A 14,974-nucleotide genomic window follows, 5' to 3' on the forward strand; every position below is an offset into this window, starting at 1 on the left:
ATTCGGACGCGATTCGTTCGAACCGCGTTCCGAAGGTTAAGGCGGAGCGCGGCCCCGTTGCATTTTGGAACAGAAGCCGCCGTCAGGCGACGCCGGAGTGCTTCACACGCGGCAAGCGCCAGCCGATCACGGTCGCTTCGACCGCGATGCCGGCCTCGTGGTTCTGCCAGCGTCCCTCGACATAGCGGCAGGCGAACGGCAGTTGATACGTTCCGCTGTGATCCTCGCACAGCACTTCGACCGGCAAGCCAGGAGGCGGTTCACCGGCTCCGTCGAATTCCGCCAGACGTCTATCGCGCGTTGCCATTCCAAAAATCTCCCCTAATCAAAGCCGCGGAAAGAGCGCCCATTTCTTCCGCGCGCGGTTCACTGCTCCCTGTCCCAAGGGAACAAGCCAAGCTCAACGCGAGAATGCGGTACGAGTGTGGTAGCGTCCGGCGGCTGTGCGCAAACAGCGCACATTGCCGTGATCAATTTGACGAGGAACCTGCATGCCGTTTCGAAGCGCCGGCGTCTGTGTCGTGATGTTGCTGCTCGCCACGCTGGCGATCGCGCCGCTCCGCGCGCAGGACGTGCCCGGCATCGAGATCTGCACCGTCGAGAAGACCATGGAGCGGCGCACGAGCTGCCTCCAGAGCAACGTCGATTTCCTCCAGAAGACGATCACCAAGCTCAACCTCGATCACCAGCAGAGGCTGGATGCCGCCAATCGCCAGATCGACGCGTTGAAGACGAGCCTTGCCGGCTTGCAGAAGACGCTCGGCGATCTCCAGGCCGCGCAAACGAAGATCGCGGAGGACGTGAAGAAGAAGCAGGACGCGCCGCCGGCCAAGGACGCGGCGAAATAGGCGCCGCGCTCACGCGACGCGATATCGCTCCATCACGCCGCGGTCGGGCTCATAGCCGAGCCCAAGCCCAGTCGGCACCGCGACATGGCCGGTGGCATCGACGTCGGCGCGGCCGCCCCAGAGGCAGGCTTCGCGCTTCAGGTAAAACATCTCGACGAACCCGTCGTCGCGCCCCGCCAGCAGATGCAAGGTCGCAAGCAGGCCGGGGCCGAAATACGGGGAATGCGGGACGATCTGGACGCCGAGCCGATCGGCGAGCGCCGCGACCTTCAGGAACTCCGTGATGCCGCCGACCTTGATCACCGACGGCTGGGCGTGGCTCACCGCGCCCGCATTCATCATCTGGCGGAATTGATATTCCGTGCAGGCGTTCTCGCCGGCGGCGACGCCGAGCCCGCCCTTGCTGCGGACCTCGGCGAGCGCGGCAAAATCCTCCGGTGGCCAGACCGGCTCCTCCAGGAACATCGGCTGCGCGTCCCGGCATGTCCCGGCGAACGCGATCGCCTGCTCGCCTGACAGCGGGCAGTTCATGTCCACCATCAGCGGTATGCCCGGCCCGATCGCCTCGCGCGCGGCATAGACCGCCGGCGCCGTGGTCTCGTGCAGCTTGATGGCGCCATAGCCGAGCGCGAGCGCCTTCTTGCATTCGGCCGCGATGTTGTCGGGCGAGCCGATCCGCAACAGGCTCGCATAGGCCGGAATGGCCGGGCGCCTGGTCTCGCCGAGCAGGCGGTGCACCGGCACGCCCTTGATCTTCGCGGCGAGGTCCCAAAGCGCGATGTCGAGCCCGGAGATCGCGAACATGGTGATGCCGTAGCGGCCGAACAGATGCAGATTGCGCTGGATCTGCTCCATCACCGCGGGAATGCCGGCGGCATCGGGAACCTCCAGGCCACGGGCCTGCGGTGCGATCATCTCCTCGACGGCGCTGCGCGTGGTGCGGGGGCAGACATAGGCGAAGGCATCGCCCCAGCCGGTCAACCCGGCATCGGTCGTGACCTCGACGATCACCATGTCGAGCGCGGTGATGGCGGAGGCGCCCTGGCGGAAGCTCGCGACACCGGCGTCATAGGGGATGCGGATCTGGTGCGCCCGCACATCGGTGATCTTCATGACGCGGTTCCTCCTGCTTTCTTGTGAGCGGTTTCAAGGACGTCCCGAGTGTAGCCATGAATGCCCGGACGTTGCCAGTAGCTGTGCCGGCGTTATTCTCTTGCGGGACCGCAACGCCGATCAAGCGAAGCCCGCGGCGCTCCGTGCATCATGGTCGCGCTTCGAACGAGGGCCCGAACCACCATGAATCCAGCCCAGCGCGCGCTCTGGTATATCGAGAGCCATCTTGCCGAGCCGATGACGCTCGACGAGATCGCTGCGATCTCAGGCGTGTCGCGGTTCCACATCGTGCGCGCGTTTGCCGCAGCCACCGGCCTGCCGGTGATGCGCTACGTGCGCGCGCGGCGGCTGACCGAGGCGGCGCGCAGCCTTGCGAACGGCGCGCCGGACATTCTGTCGCTGGCGCTGGAGGCGGATTACGGCTCGCACGAAGCATTCACCCGCGCGTTCCGCGACCAGTTCGGCACCACACCCGAAGCGGTGCGGGCCGCGACGTGCACCGGCCATCTCAAGCTTCAGGAGCCGATCCTCATGGACTCCACCATCTCAGACACTCTCGCCCCGCCGCGTTTCGAGACCGCAACGGCCTTCCTTGTCGCCGGCATCAGTGAACGCATCTCCTGCGACAACGGCGCGATCATCCCGGGGATGTGGCAGCGCTTCCACCAGGAGGTCGCCGACATTCCGGCGCGTGTCGGCAACGTCGCCTATGGCGTCTGCTGCAACGGCGACGATGCCGGCAATTTCGACTACATCGCCGGTGTCGAGGTCAGCGATTATTCCGACCTGCCGCGCCGCTTCGGCCGCATCCGCATCCCCGAGCAGCGCTATGCGGTGTTCGCCCACACCGACCACGTCGCCTCGATCAGGCGCACCGTCAACACGATCTGGAATCAGTGGCTGCCCGCCTCCGGCCTGAAGGCCGCGGACGCGCCGAGCTTCGAGCGCTACGACGAAAAATTCGATCCCGCGACCGGCAATGGCGGCTTCGAGATCTGGGTGCCGGTGCGCGGGTAGCACGATCCGCGATGACCCTTAATCGCGCCTTGCGGCGCAACGCTGGCATACCGTCCCGCTTGCTTGGCAAGCCCCGGTGACTTTGTCATAACCGCAGGCAAATCTTGCGTGTGGGGCCCGTGCCGGACATCCCGTGCAAGCCATAACAAGCAGCCGGGAGGGTCTCAATGTCTGACGTCCGCGTTCTCGCCACCGACCTCGAATTTCCCGAAGGGCCGGTCGTGATGCCGGACGGTTCGGTGGTGCTGGTGGAAATCCGCGGCCAGCGCCTGACCCGCGTCTATCCCGACGGCCGCAAGGAGATCGTGGCGAAGGTGCCGGGCGGACCGAATGGCGCCGCCCTCGGCCCCGACGGCAAGATCTACATCTGCAACAATGGCGGCTTCTCCTGGATTCCGACCGGCCAGATGATCATGCCGGGCCCGCAGCCGGACAACTATCTCGGCGGCTCGATCCAGCGAGTCGACCTGCAATCCGGCAAGGTCGAGACCGTCGTGACCAAATGCGGCGAGCACGAGCTGCGCGGGCCGAACGATCTGGTGTTCGACAGGCACGGCGGCCTCTGGTTCTCCGATCTCGGCAAGCGCCGCGCGCGCGAGATGGACGTCGGCGGCATATATTATCTCAAGCCCGGCATGAAAGAGGTCGTGGAGGTCGTGCACGGCGTGCTGCCGGCCAACGGCATCGGGCTCTCGCCGGACGAGAACACCGTCTACATCGCGGAGACGCCGACGGCGCGGCTCTGGGCCTATGAGCTCTCCGCGCCCGGTACGCTGAGGCCGCGCGAGGTGATCTATCGCGGCGAGCGGGGCAAGCCGATCTGCGGCCTCGGCGGCTACCAGATGTTCGACTCGCTCGCGGTGGAAGCTGGCGGCAATGTCTGCGTCGCCACCCTCGTCTCCGGCTGCATCTCGGTGATCGCGCCTGACGGCACCCTGGTCGAGCAGGTGCCGACCGGCGACCGCGTCACCACCAACATCGCCTTCGGCGGCCCCGGGCTGAAGACCGCCTACATCACGCTGTCAGGCAAGGGCGAGCTGATCGCCATGGACTGGCCGCGCGGTGGTTTGCCGTTGAACTTCTTGAACAAGTGACAATCGCGTAAAACGCGATTGTCATCCCGGGGCTATGCGGAGCATAGAACCCGGGATCTCGAGATTCTCAGGTGCGCAATTGCGCACCATAGTCTGGTCCTTCGGACCATCCCGGAATGACATTCATGAGGAACGATATATGCCCTGGCCCGATCCCATCACCCTGCGTGGACAGCACGCCCGTCTCGAGCCGCTGTCGCGTCAGCATATCGAGGGGCTGACCGAGGCCGTGAAGGACGGCGAGCTCTCGAAGCTCTGGTACACTGCGATTCCCCTGCCTGAGAACCTGGGCAAGGAGATCGACCGCCGCCTGGCCTTGCAAGCCGCAGGCTCGATGCTGCCGTTCACCGTGTTCGACGCCGGCGGCAACATCGTCGGCATGACGACCTACATGAATATCGATGCCGCCAACCGCCGCGTCGAGATCGGCTCGACCTGGTATGGCAAGAGCGCGCAGCGCGGCCCGCTCAATACGCAGTGCAAGCTGCTGCTGCTCCGGCACGCCTTCGAGACGCTGAACTGCATCGCGGTCGAATTCCGTACGCACTACTTCAACCACCAGAGCCGCCGCGCCATCGAGCGCCTGGGCGCCAAGCAGGACGGCATTCTGCGCAGCCACCAGGTCGCGCCGAACGGCACGCTGCGCGACACCGTGGTCTACAGCATCACCGCCGCCGAATGGCCGACCGTGCAGGCGCATCTCGAATTTCAACTCAACGACAAGCCGCGCTGAGCGGCCGAGGCACCATGGACAGATTTGATTATGTGATCGTCGGCGCGGGCTCCGCCGGCTGCGTGCTTGCCAACCGGCTCAGCGAAGATCCGAACGTTAGCGTCTGCGTGCTGGAGGCGGGCCCGAGCGACTGGCACCCGTACATCCATCTGCCGGCGGGCTTCATCAAGACCTTCCACATGAAGAGCATCAACTGGGCCTACCAGCAGGAGCCGGGGCCCTACACCGGCGGGCGCAGCATCTACGCGCCGCGCGGCAAGACGCTCGGCGGCTCGTCCTCGATCAACGGCCACATCTACAATCGCGGCCAGCGCATGGATTTCGACACCTGGGCGCAGATGGGCAATCGCGGCTGGGGCTATGCCGACGTGCTGCCCTACTTCAAGCGGCTGGAGAAGCGGGTCGGCGAGGGTGAGGACACCTATCGCGGACGCGACGGCAACCTCATCGTCACCACCATGGACTGGCGCGATCCGCTCTGCGAGGCCTTCATGGAGGGCGCGGTCTCGCTCGGCATCCCGCGTAACCCCGACTACAACGGCGCGAAGCAGGAAGGCGTCTCCTACTGCCAGCGCACCATCAACAACGGCCTGCGCGTCTCCGGCTCGACCGCGTTCCTGAAGCCCGCGATGAAACGGCCGAACGTGCATGTGCACACTCACGCGCACGCAACCGAGATCATCTTCGAGGGCAAGCGCGCGGTCGGCGTGCGCTACACCAAGGGCGGCCGCGGCGGCACGCCGGTCGAGGTGCGCGCCAACAAGGAAGTGATCCTGTCCGGCGGCACCTATAATTCGCCGCAGCTGCTCCAGCTCTCCGGAATTGGCTCGCCCGATTTGCTCGGTGCTCACGGCATCCAGGTGCGTCACGCGCTGCCGGTCGGCGAAGGCCTCCAGGATCATTACGCGCCGCGCACGGTGGCGCGCGTAAAAGATATCAAGACCATCAACGAGCTCCGCCGCGGCTTCTCGCTGTGGATCGAGGCGCTGAAATGGGCAACCGCGCGCCGCGGCCTGCTCTCGCTGTCGCCGACCATGGTCTATTGCTTCTGGCACTCCGGCGAGAGCGCCGAGTCTTCCGACCTGCAGCTCACCTTCACACCGGCAAGCTACAAGGAAGGCGTGCAGGGCCAGCTCGAGGACGAGCCCGGCATGACGGTGGCCTCCTGGCAGCAGCGCCCCGAGAGCCGCGGCTATGTCCGCATTCGCTCGGCCGATCCGTTCGCGCCGCCGATCATCCAGACCAATTACCTCGACGCCGAGCTCGACCGCCGCGTCATCGTCGGCGGCATGAAGCTCGCGCGGCGCCTTCTGAAGAGTGCGCCGCTGTCGCCCTACTATGCCTACGAGGATTTCCCCGGCCCCAACATCAACACCGACGACGAATTCCTCGCAGCCGCCACCGAGCGCGGCACCACCACCTTCCACCCCGGCTGCACCTGCCGCATGGGTCCGGCGGACAGCACGTGGGCAGTGGTCGACGACCAACTTCGCGTCCACGGGTTGGAGGGCCTCCGCGTGATCGATGCCTCCGTGATGCCGCGCATGATCTCGGCGAATTTGAACGCATCCACGATGATGATCGCCGACCGTGCCTCGGACCTGATCCGCGGCAAGGTGCCGATGGAAGCGGCGCGGATTCCGGATGCGGCGGTGGCGTGAGATCTTCGTAGGGTGGGTTAGCTAGCGGCTGCGCGAAGAGCAGTCCGCGCGGCGTAACCCACCACTTCTCTGGACGCGGAGACAAAAGAGGTGGGTTACGCTGTTGCTAACCCACCCTACTAGATTTGCTGTGTCGCTCACCCGTCAATCCCTCCCCGCAAAAATATTCCACTTTACCGAAATTCGGAATTGCGGCATACATCGAGCCAGCCCGGCTCGACGAAGAGGGGCGGTTCGCGAGTCGTTCGAAACGCGGGCCGGGTTGCGGTGGACGCGGCAGCGTCGTGTGCGAGAGGCTGAGGGCAGGGCGGATTGCTCTCCGTGAGCCCAAGACTTCGTGCGGACGAGCGGCGCTGCGTGCGTACGGCAAAACCGTGTGGTCCTGACCGTCGTTGCTACGGTCAAGCTCTTGCGGATGCGGCAGTCGCGTCAACCGGCGCGGTGCTGGCGAATTTCGTGAGAGTGAGGGAGGCCAGAACGAACTCGGCTCCCGGGAGAGCACGGCATAAGCCGTCCGACCATCGCGCAGGGAAGGCCGTGTGTTGGGCTTCACCTGTATGCCGCTGTGCAGTTCTTCTGCGTGTGCTTTCGCACGGCGGACCGTGGGTGCCAGCCGGCACCCGGCCTTCCCTGCGCCCTCTTTCCTGGAGGGTGTGATGGAGAGAGCGAAGCTCGGGCGAAATGCGCCGCGAGGCTGCGAAGGCGTGTCTGCGGTTTCAGGCGAAGGTTGGAGAAAGCGATGCGGCCCCTTGCTCCGTCATTGCGAGCGCAGCGAAGCAATCCAGACTGTTTCCGCGGAGGGATTCTGGATTGTTTCGCTGCGCTCGCAATGACGAGGTTGAGGCAGCGCGCAAATGCCTCCCCAACGTCGTCCTGGCGAAAGCCAGGACCCATTACCCCAGGGAGTGGTTTGGTGGGCGGTACTGGCCCCGGAGTCTTATCGATAAATCACGCGGTATGGGTCCCGGCCCCCGTGCGCAATTGCGCACTAGTTGTGGTCTTTCAGGAGGTTGTCCATCTGGTCTGAACCGAGGAAGCTGAGGTTGCGAAGCTTCAGTGTTCCAAGGAGAGACCAGATGAACGTCCACAAGAATGCGCCTTTGACGCCCAAAGGTCGAGAGGCGATGGTGCGAAGCGTGGTCGAGGGCGGGCTGAGCCAGGCCGACGCGGCTTTCCAGTTCAACACGACGCCGAAGACCGTTGCCAAATGGGTCAAGCGGTTCCGCGAGGAAGGCGTAGAAGGGTTGCGCGACCGCTCCTCCAGACCCCACTCATCGCCGAGCCAAACCCCGCCAGCCACTTGCACGGTTGTCGAGGTCTTGCGCCGCCAACGTCATACCGGCAAGCAGATCGCAGCTAAGGCCGCTGTATCACCGGCCACTGTCAGCCGCATTCTGCGCCGCTTGGGACTAAACCGGATCCGTGATCTCGAACCGGTCGAGCCGGAACGCCGCTATGAACGCGAGACCCCAGGCGAGATCATTCACATCGACATCAAGAAGCTCGGGCGTTTCAAGCGTGTTGGCCACCGCATCACTGGCGATCCGAGTGGTCCGAACAAGAGCCGCGGCGCCGGCTGGGATTTCGTCCACGTCTGCATCGACGACCATTCCCGCGTCGCCTTCTCCGAGATCAAGCCCGACGAGACGGCGGACAGCGCTGTTCCCTTTCTCAAGGCCGCTGTGGCTTATTACAAAAGGCTCGGCGTCACCGTCACGCGTGTCATGACCGACAATGGGAGTTGCTACCAGTCCTTCGCCTTCCGCGACGCTTGCCGGGACCTCGGCATCAAGCATATCCGCACCAAGCCTTACACGCCGAGAACAAACGGCAAAGCCGAGCGCTTCATTCAGACAGCGCTTCGCGAATGGGCTTATGCCAAAGCCTATCCCACATCAGATCGGCGCGCCCGGGAGCTGCCCATCTGGCTGCACCAATACAACTGGCACCGGCCCCACGGTGGTATAAACTCTCAAACGCCGATCAGCCGGCTCGGTTTGACCGAGGACAACCTCTTGAGGCTCCACAACTAGGCCGGGACGACACCGGGCGTGTGGTTGGCGGCGCGCCGACCTACACTTCCCTTCGGCTCAAGAACGCCAGCCGCTCGAACAGATGCACGTCCTGCTCGTTCTTCAGCAGCGCACCGTGCAGCGGCGGGATCAGCTTGCGCGGATCGCGCTCGCGCAGTTGCTCCACGCTCATGTCCTCGTTGAGCAGCAGCTTGAGCCAGTCCAAAAGCTCCGAGGTGGACGGCTTCTTCTTCAGGCCGGGCACCTCGCGCACTTCGAAGAAGATGCGCAGCGCCTCTTCCACCAGGCGCTTCTTGATGCCGGGGAAGTGGACGTCGACGATGCGGCCCATGGTGTCGGCGTCGGGGAACTTGATGTAGTGGAAGAAGCAGCGGCGCAGGAACGCGTCCGGCAGCTCCTTCTCGTTGTTGGAGGTGATCATCATGATCGGGCGCTGCTTCGCCTTGATCGTCTCGCCGGTCTCGTAGACATGGAATTCCATGCGGTCGAGCTCGAGCAGCAAATCGTTCGGGAACTCGATGTCGGCCTTGTCGATCTCGTCGATCAGCAGCACCGGGCGCTGTTCGGCGGTGAACGCCTCCCACAGCTTGCCGCGCTTGATGTAGTTCCTGATGTCGGAGACGCGGGCATCGCCGAGCTGGCTGTCGCGCAGGCGCGACACCGCGTCGTATTCGTAGAGGCCCTGCTGCGCCTTGGTGGTGGACTTGATGTGCCAGGTCAGAAGCGGCGCGTTCAGCGCCTTGGCCACTTCCTCCGCCAGCACGGTCTTGCCGGTGCCGGGCTCGCCCTTGATGAGGAGCGGGCGCTCCAGCACGATCGAGGCATTGACGGCGACCTTGAGATCGTCGGTCGCAACATAGTCCTTGGTGCCGGTAAATTTCATCGCGCGTCCTTGTTGGTCGTCGTCCCAGATCTTGCCCTGCAGGCATCGCCCTGGTCCAACAAACGGAACGGCCGCTCATGGCGGCCGTTCCTGGTTCGGTCAGGCTTTCAGACCCGTTTTATCAGCGAAAGGATGACGAGCACAATCACCGCGCCGATGGTGGCATCCACGATGGCGCCGACCGTGCCGGTGGCGAGCTGGATGTGCAGCTGAGGCAGCACCCAGCCCGCCACCAGCGCGCCGATGATGCCGACGACCATGTTGCCGATCAGCCCAAATCCCGCCCCGTGGACAATCTTGCCGGCGAGCCAGCCGGCGATCGCGCCGATGATGAGTGCTGCGAGAATTCCCATTGCAAACGTCCCCAAAACAACCCCGTGAGGCGGCCAATTCTAGAGCAAAAAGCCTCCCGGTCCAGCAGCGTTCGCGATCTCGCTTCACCTCTCCCAATGGGAGAGGTGAAGCGCCCCTTGACGTCCGCCCCCCGACGGGCAATCTGTCACCCATGTTCCTGCAATTCTTCACTTCTCTGCGCGATGCGCAGGTCCCCGTGACGCTGCGCGAATACCTCACGCTGATGGAGGCGCTCGACGCTGACCTCGCGGACTACACCGTCGAGAATTTCTACTACCTGTCGCGCGCCTCGCTGGTGAAGGACGAGCGCAACCTCGACAAGTTCGACCGCGTCTTTGGGACCGTGTTCAAGGGGCTGGAGAGCCTGCTCGAGGCCATGGACAAGGCCGAGATCCCCGAGGAGTGGCTGAAGAAGCTCGCGGAGAAGTATCTCACCGAGGAAGAGAAGAAGCAGATCGAGGCCATGGGCTGGGACAAGCTCATGGAGACCCTGAAGAAGCGCCTCGAGGAGCAGAAGGGGCGGCATCAGGGCGGCTCGAAGTGGATCGGCACCGCCGGCACCTCGCCGTTCGGGGCCCACGGCTATAATCCCGAGGGCGTCCGCATCGGTCAGGAGAAGAACCGCAACAACCGCGCCGTGAAGGTGTGGGACAAGCGCGAGTTCAAGGATCTCGACGGCAATGTCGAGCTCGGCATCCGCAACATCAAGGTGGCGCTGCGGCGCCTGCGCAAGTTCGCGCGCACCGGCGCGCCTGATGAGCTCGATCTCGACACCACCATCCGCGAGACCGCCAATCACGGTTATCTCGACGTGCACATGCGGCCCGAGCGGCGCAACGCGGTGAAGCTCTTGGTGTTCTTCGACATCGGCGGCTCGATGGATTCGCATATCGAGCAGGTCGAGGAGCTGTTCTCGGCGGCGAAGAGCGAGTTCAAGCACATGGAGTACTTCTACTTCCACAACTGCCTCTATGAAGGCGTGTGGAAGCAGAACAAGCGCCGTTTCACCGACCGCACGCCGACCTGGGACGTGCTGCACAAATACCCGCACGACTACAAGGTCGTGTTCGTCGGCGACGCCTCGATGTCGCCTTACGAGATCATGGTGCCGGGCGGCTCGGTCGAGCATGTCAACGAGGAGCCGGGTTCGGTCTGGCTCGACCGCATCATCCGCACCTATCCGCATACGGTGTGGCTCAATCCGGTCGCGCAGAAGCACTGGGACTATTCGGAATCGACCACCATCATCAAGCGCATCTTCACCAATCGCATGTTCCCGATCACGATCGAGGGGCTGGAGGGTGCGATGAAGGAATTGACGCACTAGCTTCCCGTCATTCCGGGGCGCGCGTAGCGCGAACCCGGAATCCATCGGGCCGCAATGTTCGTCGATAAATGGATTCCGGGTTCGATGCTGCGCATCGCCCCGGAATGACGAAATAACAGAAGGGAAGACCCATGCCCCAGACCATCACCCGCGGCATCAAGGCGCTGATCGACGAGGCCAATGCCGAGATCGAGACGCTCACCGCCAAGGACGCCATCGAGATCTCCAAGAACGGCGACGTCGTCATCGTCGACATCCGCGATCCCCGCGAGATCGAGCGCGACGGCCGCATCCCCGGCGCGTTCGCGTGCACCCGCGGCATGCTGGAATTCTGGATCGATCCGCAGAGCCCCTATGCCAAGCCGATCTTCCAGGAAGACAAGAAGTTCGTCTTCCACTGCGCCGGCGGCCTGCGCTCCGCGCTCGCTGCCAAGACCGCGCAGGACATGGGCCTCAAGCCCGTCGCCCACATCGCCGGCGGCTACGCCGCCTGGCGCGACGCCGGCGGCCCGGTGGAGCAGTGGGAGCCGAAGAAGAAGGGCTAGATCTCTCCCTTCGTCATTCCGGGGCGCGCGCGTAGCGCGAACCCGGAATCCATTCATCCACCATCTCTGCCGCGCGATAGATTCCGGGCTCGCGCTACGCGCGCCCCGGAATGACAAGGAAAGACCGATGACCACCGACCCCCTCGTCTCCACCGAATGGCTCGCCGCCCATATCAACGACGCCAACCTTAAAGTGCTCGACGCCAACTTCAAGCTGCCGGGCGTGCTGCCGCTGCCGAAGGACGACTATCTCGCCGCGCATCTGCCCGGCGCGGTGTTCTTCGACGTCGACGCGGTGTCGGATCATTCCAACCCGCTGCCGCATATGTATCCGAGCGCCGAGCAGTTCGGCCGCGACGTCGGCAATCTCGGCATCGGTAATGCCGACACGGTCGTGATCTACGATGCCGGCGGCTGGGTCGCCGCGCCGCGCGCGTGGTGGATGTTCCTGGCTTTCGGCCACGGCAATGTACGCATCCTCAATGGCGGCCTGAAGAAGTGGCGCGCCGAGGGGCGTCCCGTCGAGAGCGGCGAGGTGAAGCCGAAGCCTGCGACGTTCAAGGCGAGCTATGATTCAAAACGCGTGCGCAGCATGCAGCAGCTCATCGCCAACGTCGAAAGCAACAAAGAGCAGGTGATCGACGCACGCGCCGCCGACCGTTTCGAGGGCCGCGCGCCCGAGCCGCGCGCGGGCATCCGCTCCGGCCACATCCCCGGCGCCCGCAACGTGCCCTACAATCTCCTGTTCGATGCCGCGACCGGAACGATGAAGCCGCTCGACGATCTGCGTGCCGCTTTCACCGGTGCCGGCGTCAAGCTCGATGCGCCGATCGTGACGAGCTGCGGCTCGGGTGTGTCGGCCGGCGTGCTGACGCTCGCGCTCTATCGCCTCGGCATCACCGATACCGCGCTCTATGACGGCTCATGGTCGGAATGGGGCCAGGCCGGCGGCCCGCCGGTCGCGACCGGGCCGGCGTAAGCTTACTGGCGCGCGCGCGTGGTCGTCGTAGCGAAGGTCTGCTGCGGCTGTCCAAACGGGTCAAGCGACTGCTGCAGCTGTTGAGGCGGCGGGCGCCGCACCACGCGGTGCCGCTTCTTCGCCTTCGCCCGCGGCTTCGTCGCCTTGCTGTCCGCTGCGCTGCTGTCCGCCTTGGCCTTGGCCGGCGGATCCTTCCAGGCCGTGGTCGCGGGATCGTTCAGTGCAGCCATCCTGGCCGAGGCGGCATCGAGCGCCGAGGATTCCAGGGCGAGGCTAGGGTCAGCCGGGGCCGGCGCGCCGGCGGTCGGGACAGGGGGGGCCTCGGGGATCGATGCCGTGGTGTCGGCAGGGGTGAGCGTGTCGGTGGGAGCTGGTGCCGTGGCTTCCGTCGTCGTCTCGGTCTTGGCCGGTTCGGCGGCTGGCGCCTCAGCCGACGGTGTAGCGACCTGGGGCTCAGCGTCAGCCTCACTCGTCACCGCCGCGACCTGCTCGGGCTCGCTCACCGGCAGAGCGATGGTCGGCACCTGGTCGCGCAGCGACGGCGCGGTGGGCTCGGCCGGCTCCGGCTCCGCCCGCAAGGCCGCGAGCACCGGCTGGGCCGGCTCGGATGCCTGGGCAAACATCTGCTCCTGCGGGCCGTTCCGCCAGGAGGGGTTGCTGACATACTGCTCGTGGCTCGCCCGCAGCAGCGCGGCGGCGCCCAAGCCGAACACCAGGATGGAGGTTGACAGCAGGATCGCGGCAAGCAGGAAGCGAAAGCCGGGAAGCATCGAGGGATTGCGAATTTCCGCCCCGGCGGCGAGGTGGCCAGGGCCAATGAGCCATCTGAACGCGGTGACAGTACTGGTTGCCGCGTTCGCCACGCGGAATCGGAGCTCAAAGCGGCGGCGAATCAGGCTGATTCGAACATATCGCAACCCCTCCGCGCCGTTCCCTTAAAATCGGGGTCGATGACTCCGGCAATCCACGGCGGAATGCGATTTCCGCCCCCGTGATGCAACGGAGCAACGGTAGTCTTGCGGATCACAAATCGGCAAATCCGGCGCAAATCGGCCTGTAATGTCTTGAATGTGCCGCTATCTTCGGTCATCTGGCCGTTAGCGGTCCGATAGGGCCTGGGGACTATACAAGAGCGATGATGATCAAACATTTTCTGACGATATGCGCTGCCGCAACAGTCGCTGCGGCGGGAACCTCGCTCGCACAGGCCCAGAGCTATCCGGTCCAGCAGGCGCCGAGCTACGGCGCTCCGGCTGAATACCGCCCCGGCGACCGCACGCCGAGTTTCGACGCGCTGGAAGATGACGACGACGCGCTGCCGCAGGCATCGCTGCCGCCGCCCGGCCCGGGCGGTCCGATCTCGCCCAACGATCCGCGCTACGGCCGCCCCGCTGGTCCTCCGGTCTATTCGGCCGCTCCGCCGCAGGGACCGGTGATGTCACCGGATGATCCCCGTTATGGCCGTCCCGCCGGCGCTCCCGTCTACTCGGCTGCGCCGCCGCAGGGGCCGGTGATGTCGCCCGACGATCCCCGCTATGGCCGCCCCGCCGGCCCGCCCGCGGTGATCTATGCCGACCGTCCCGCTCAGCAGGCCCCCGGCAGCGACGGCCTGCGTCCGCCGGAAGCCGTCGGTGGTCCCGCCGCGACCGGAGCGGTCCAGGCCGGGCAGCCGCCGGTTGGCGCCGATGGCCGGCCGATGGCGATCGCCTCGCTTCCGCCCGAGGAGCAGCCCGACGCCGCGCCGGCACAGTTGCCGCCGAACCTGCGCCGCCAGGAGGTCTCGCTCGCGACCAAGGAGCCGGCCGGAACGATCATCGTCGATACCCCGAACACCTACCTGTACTACGTCCTCGGCAATGGCCGCGCGGTCCGTTACGGCGTCCGCGTCGGCCGCGACGGCTTCACCTGGACCGGGGTGCAGAAGATCACCCGCAAGGCCGAGTGGCCGGATTGGCATCCGCCGACCGAGATGATCGAGCGCCAGCCCTATCTGCCGCGCTTCATGGCCGGCGGCCCCGGCAATCCGCTCGGCGCCCGGGCGATGTATCTCGGCTCGACTGTCTACCGGATCCACGGCACCAACCAGCCCTCGACGATCGGCAAGTTCGTCTCCTCCGGCTGCATCGGCATGCTGAACGAGGACGTCTCCGACCTGTTCGACCGGGTCAAGGTCGGCACGCGCGTGGTGGTGATGCCGGGTGGTCCGGCGCCGGGAACGGCGACTGCGTCCGCCGCACCCACCCCCGGTGCGCCGGCCCCGATGGCGGCCCAGGCCGGCCCTGTCCCAGGTACGCAGCCGACCGTTGTGCCGCCGCTGCCCGCGCCGGTCACCGTGCGCTAGGCGCTGCGAGACAATTCAGATTGCGAAGGGCGTGCCGTCGGCACGC

At 65.4% G+C, this 14,974-nt stretch carries 15 protein-coding genes; 10 read left to right on the plus strand and 5 right to left on the minus strand.

What is annotated here, in order from left to right:
* Nucleotides 1-82 precede the first annotated feature (82 nt).
* A complete protein-coding gene (locus AB5K84_RS12425) occupies nucleotides 83-307 on the minus strand; it encodes a hypothetical protein (RefSeq protein WP_011089440.1) in 225 nt (74 codons plus the stop codon).
* Between the two features lie 184 nt (nucleotides 308-491).
* On the opposite strand from AB5K84_RS12425, the gene AB5K84_RS12430 reads away from it, so the two are divergent.
* Nucleotides 492-848: a hypothetical protein gene (locus AB5K84_RS12430; RefSeq protein ID WP_028174588.1), complete on the plus strand. Its 357-nt coding sequence runs from the start codon at nucleotides 492-494 to the stop codon at nucleotides 846-848.
* A gap of 9 nt (nucleotides 849-857) precedes the next feature.
* Here the strand turns inward: AB5K84_RS12430 and AB5K84_RS12435 are convergent, their stop codons facing one another.
* Nucleotides 858-1,961, minus strand: coding sequence for a mandelate racemase/muconate lactonizing enzyme family protein (locus AB5K84_RS12435; protein ID WP_028174589.1), 1,104 nt, complete (start codon nucleotides 1,959-1,961; stop codon nucleotides 858-860).
* A gap of 183 nt (nucleotides 1,962-2,144) precedes the next feature.
* Here AB5K84_RS12435 and AB5K84_RS12440 point away from each other — a divergent pair, with 183 nt between their 5' ends.
* From AB5K84_RS12440 to AB5K84_RS12460, 5 genes are all read left to right on the plus strand, one after another.
* Nucleotides 2,145-2,978 (plus strand): AraC family transcriptional regulator, encoded by an 834-nt coding sequence (locus tag AB5K84_RS12440; RefSeq protein ID WP_038967668.1) that lies wholly within the window; start codon nucleotides 2,145-2,147, stop codon nucleotides 2,976-2,978.
* Between the two features lie 167 nt (nucleotides 2,979-3,145).
* Nucleotides 3,146-4,072, plus strand: coding sequence for an SMP-30/gluconolactonase/LRE family protein (locus AB5K84_RS12445; protein ID WP_011089437.1), 927 nt, complete (start codon nucleotides 3,146-3,148; stop codon nucleotides 4,070-4,072).
* A gap of 139 nt (nucleotides 4,073-4,211) precedes the next feature.
* Nucleotides 4,212-4,805 carry a GNAT family N-acetyltransferase gene (locus AB5K84_RS12450; protein ID WP_441232413.1) on the plus strand — a complete coding sequence of 198 codons (594 nt, stop codon included), beginning with the start codon at nucleotides 4,212-4,214 and terminating at the stop codon, nucleotides 4,803-4,805.
* Nucleotides 4,806-4,819: 14 nt separating this feature from the next.
* Nucleotides 4,820-6,466, plus strand: coding sequence for a GMC family oxidoreductase (locus tag AB5K84_RS12455; RefSeq protein ID WP_110117154.1), 1,647 nt, complete (start codon nucleotides 4,820-4,822; stop codon nucleotides 6,464-6,466).
* A 1,076-nt stretch (nucleotides 6,467-7,542) separates the two neighbouring features.
* A complete protein-coding gene (locus tag AB5K84_RS12460; RefSeq protein ID WP_182871944.1) occupies nucleotides 7,543-8,499 on the plus strand; it encodes an IS481 family transposase in 957 nt (318 codons plus the stop codon).
* A 40-nt stretch (nucleotides 8,500-8,539) separates the two neighbouring features.
* On the opposite strand, the gene AB5K84_RS12465 is transcribed toward AB5K84_RS12460, so the two are convergent.
* A complete protein-coding gene (locus AB5K84_RS12465; RefSeq protein WP_028152332.1) occupies nucleotides 8,540-9,382 on the minus strand; it encodes an AAA family ATPase in 843 nt (280 codons plus the stop codon).
* A 107-nt stretch (nucleotides 9,383-9,489) separates the two neighbouring features.
* Nucleotides 9,490-9,735, minus strand: a complete 246-nt coding sequence (locus AB5K84_RS12470) for a GlsB/YeaQ/YmgE family stress response membrane protein (RefSeq protein WP_011089433.1) — start codon at nucleotides 9,733-9,735, stop codon at nucleotides 9,490-9,492.
* A 152-nt stretch (nucleotides 9,736-9,887) separates the two neighbouring features.
* Here AB5K84_RS12470 and AB5K84_RS12475 point away from each other — a divergent pair, with 152 nt between their 5' ends.
* The 3 genes from AB5K84_RS12475 (at nucleotide 9,888) to sseA (ending at nucleotide 12,587) form a co-directional block, all read left to right on the plus strand.
* On the plus strand, nucleotides 9,888-11,063 hold the full coding sequence (locus AB5K84_RS12475; RefSeq protein WP_011089432.1) for a vWA domain-containing protein: 1,176 nt from the start codon (nucleotides 9,888-9,890) through the stop codon (nucleotides 11,061-11,063).
* A gap of 131 nt (nucleotides 11,064-11,194) precedes the next feature.
* Entirely contained in the window at nucleotides 11,195-11,608 is a 414-nt protein-coding gene (locus tag AB5K84_RS12480; protein ID WP_110117150.1) for a rhodanese-like domain-containing protein, read from the plus strand.
* A 127-nt stretch (nucleotides 11,609-11,735) separates the two neighbouring features.
* A complete protein-coding gene (sseA, locus tag AB5K84_RS12485; protein WP_441232414.1) occupies nucleotides 11,736-12,587 on the plus strand; it encodes a 3-mercaptopyruvate sulfurtransferase in 852 nt (283 codons plus the stop codon).
* A 2-nt stretch (nucleotides 12,588-12,589) separates the two neighbouring features.
* Here sseA and AB5K84_RS12490 read toward each other — a convergent pair whose 3' ends face one another.
* Nucleotides 12,590-13,357 carry a hypothetical protein gene (locus AB5K84_RS12490; protein WP_441232415.1) on the minus strand — a complete coding sequence of 256 codons (768 nt, stop codon included), beginning with the start codon at nucleotides 13,355-13,357 and terminating at the stop codon, nucleotides 12,590-12,592.
* 368 nt (nucleotides 13,358-13,725) lie between these two features.
* On the opposite strand from AB5K84_RS12490, the gene AB5K84_RS12495 reads away from it, so the two are divergent.
* A complete protein-coding gene (locus AB5K84_RS12495) occupies nucleotides 13,726-14,928 on the plus strand; it encodes a L,D-transpeptidase (protein WP_039185840.1) in 1,203 nt (400 codons plus the stop codon).
* Nucleotides 14,929-14,974: the final 46 nt, after the last annotated feature.

This window comes from Bradyrhizobium sp. 1200_D9_N1_1 (assembly GCF_052075915.1).
Classification (GTDB): Bacteria; Pseudomonadota; Alphaproteobacteria; order Rhizobiales; family Xanthobacteraceae; genus Bradyrhizobium; species Bradyrhizobium diazoefficiens.

Bases quoted from the DNA above. Each gene is read 5' to 3' on its own strand.
- AB5K84_RS12460 (WP_182871944.1), top strand. From the start codon at position 7,543: ATGAACGTCCACAAGAATGCGCCTTTGACGCCCAAAGGTCGAGAGGCG.
- AB5K84_RS12425 (WP_011089440.1), bottom strand. From the start codon at position 307: ATGGCAACGCGCGATAGACGTCTGGCGGAATTCGACGGAGCCGGTGAA.
- AB5K84_RS12435 (WP_028174589.1), bottom strand. From the start codon at position 1,961: ATGAAGATCACCGATGTGCGGGCGCACCAGATCCGCATCCCCTATGAC.
- AB5K84_RS12495 (WP_039185840.1), top strand. From the start codon at position 13,726: ATGATCAAACATTTTCTGACGATATGCGCTGCCGCAACAGTCGCTGCG.
- AB5K84_RS12470 (WP_011089433.1), bottom strand. From the start codon at position 9,735: ATGGGAATTCTCGCAGCACTCATCATCGGCGCGATCGCCGGCTGGCTC.
- AB5K84_RS12465 (WP_028152332.1), bottom strand. From the start codon at position 9,382: ATGAAATTTACCGGCACCAAGGACTATGTTGCGACCGACGATCTCAAG.
- AB5K84_RS12490 (WP_441232415.1), bottom strand. From the start codon at position 13,357: ATGCTTCCCGGCTTTCGCTTCCTGCTTGCCGCGATCCTGCTGTCAACC.
- AB5K84_RS12480 (WP_110117150.1), top strand. From the start codon at position 11,195: ATGCCCCAGACCATCACCCGCGGCATCAAGGCGCTGATCGACGAGGCC.
- AB5K84_RS12430 (WP_028174588.1), top strand. From the start codon at position 492: ATGCCGTTTCGAAGCGCCGGCGTCTGTGTCGTGATGTTGCTGCTCGCC.
- AB5K84_RS12440 (WP_038967668.1), top strand. From the start codon at position 2,145: ATGAATCCAGCCCAGCGCGCGCTCTGGTATATCGAGAGCCATCTTGCC.
- AB5K84_RS12475 (WP_011089432.1), top strand. From the start codon at position 9,888: ATGTTCCTGCAATTCTTCACTTCTCTGCGCGATGCGCAGGTCCCCGTG.
- sseA (WP_441232414.1), top strand. From the start codon at position 11,736: ATGACCACCGACCCCCTCGTCTCCACCGAATGGCTCGCCGCCCATATC.
- AB5K84_RS12450 (WP_441232413.1), top strand. From the start codon at position 4,212: ATGCCCTGGCCCGATCCCATCACCCTGCGTGGACAGCACGCCCGTCTC.
- AB5K84_RS12445 (WP_011089437.1), top strand. From the start codon at position 3,146: ATGTCTGACGTCCGCGTTCTCGCCACCGACCTCGAATTTCCCGAAGGG.
- AB5K84_RS12455 (WP_110117154.1), top strand. From the start codon at position 4,820: ATGGACAGATTTGATTATGTGATCGTCGGCGCGGGCTCCGCCGGCTGC.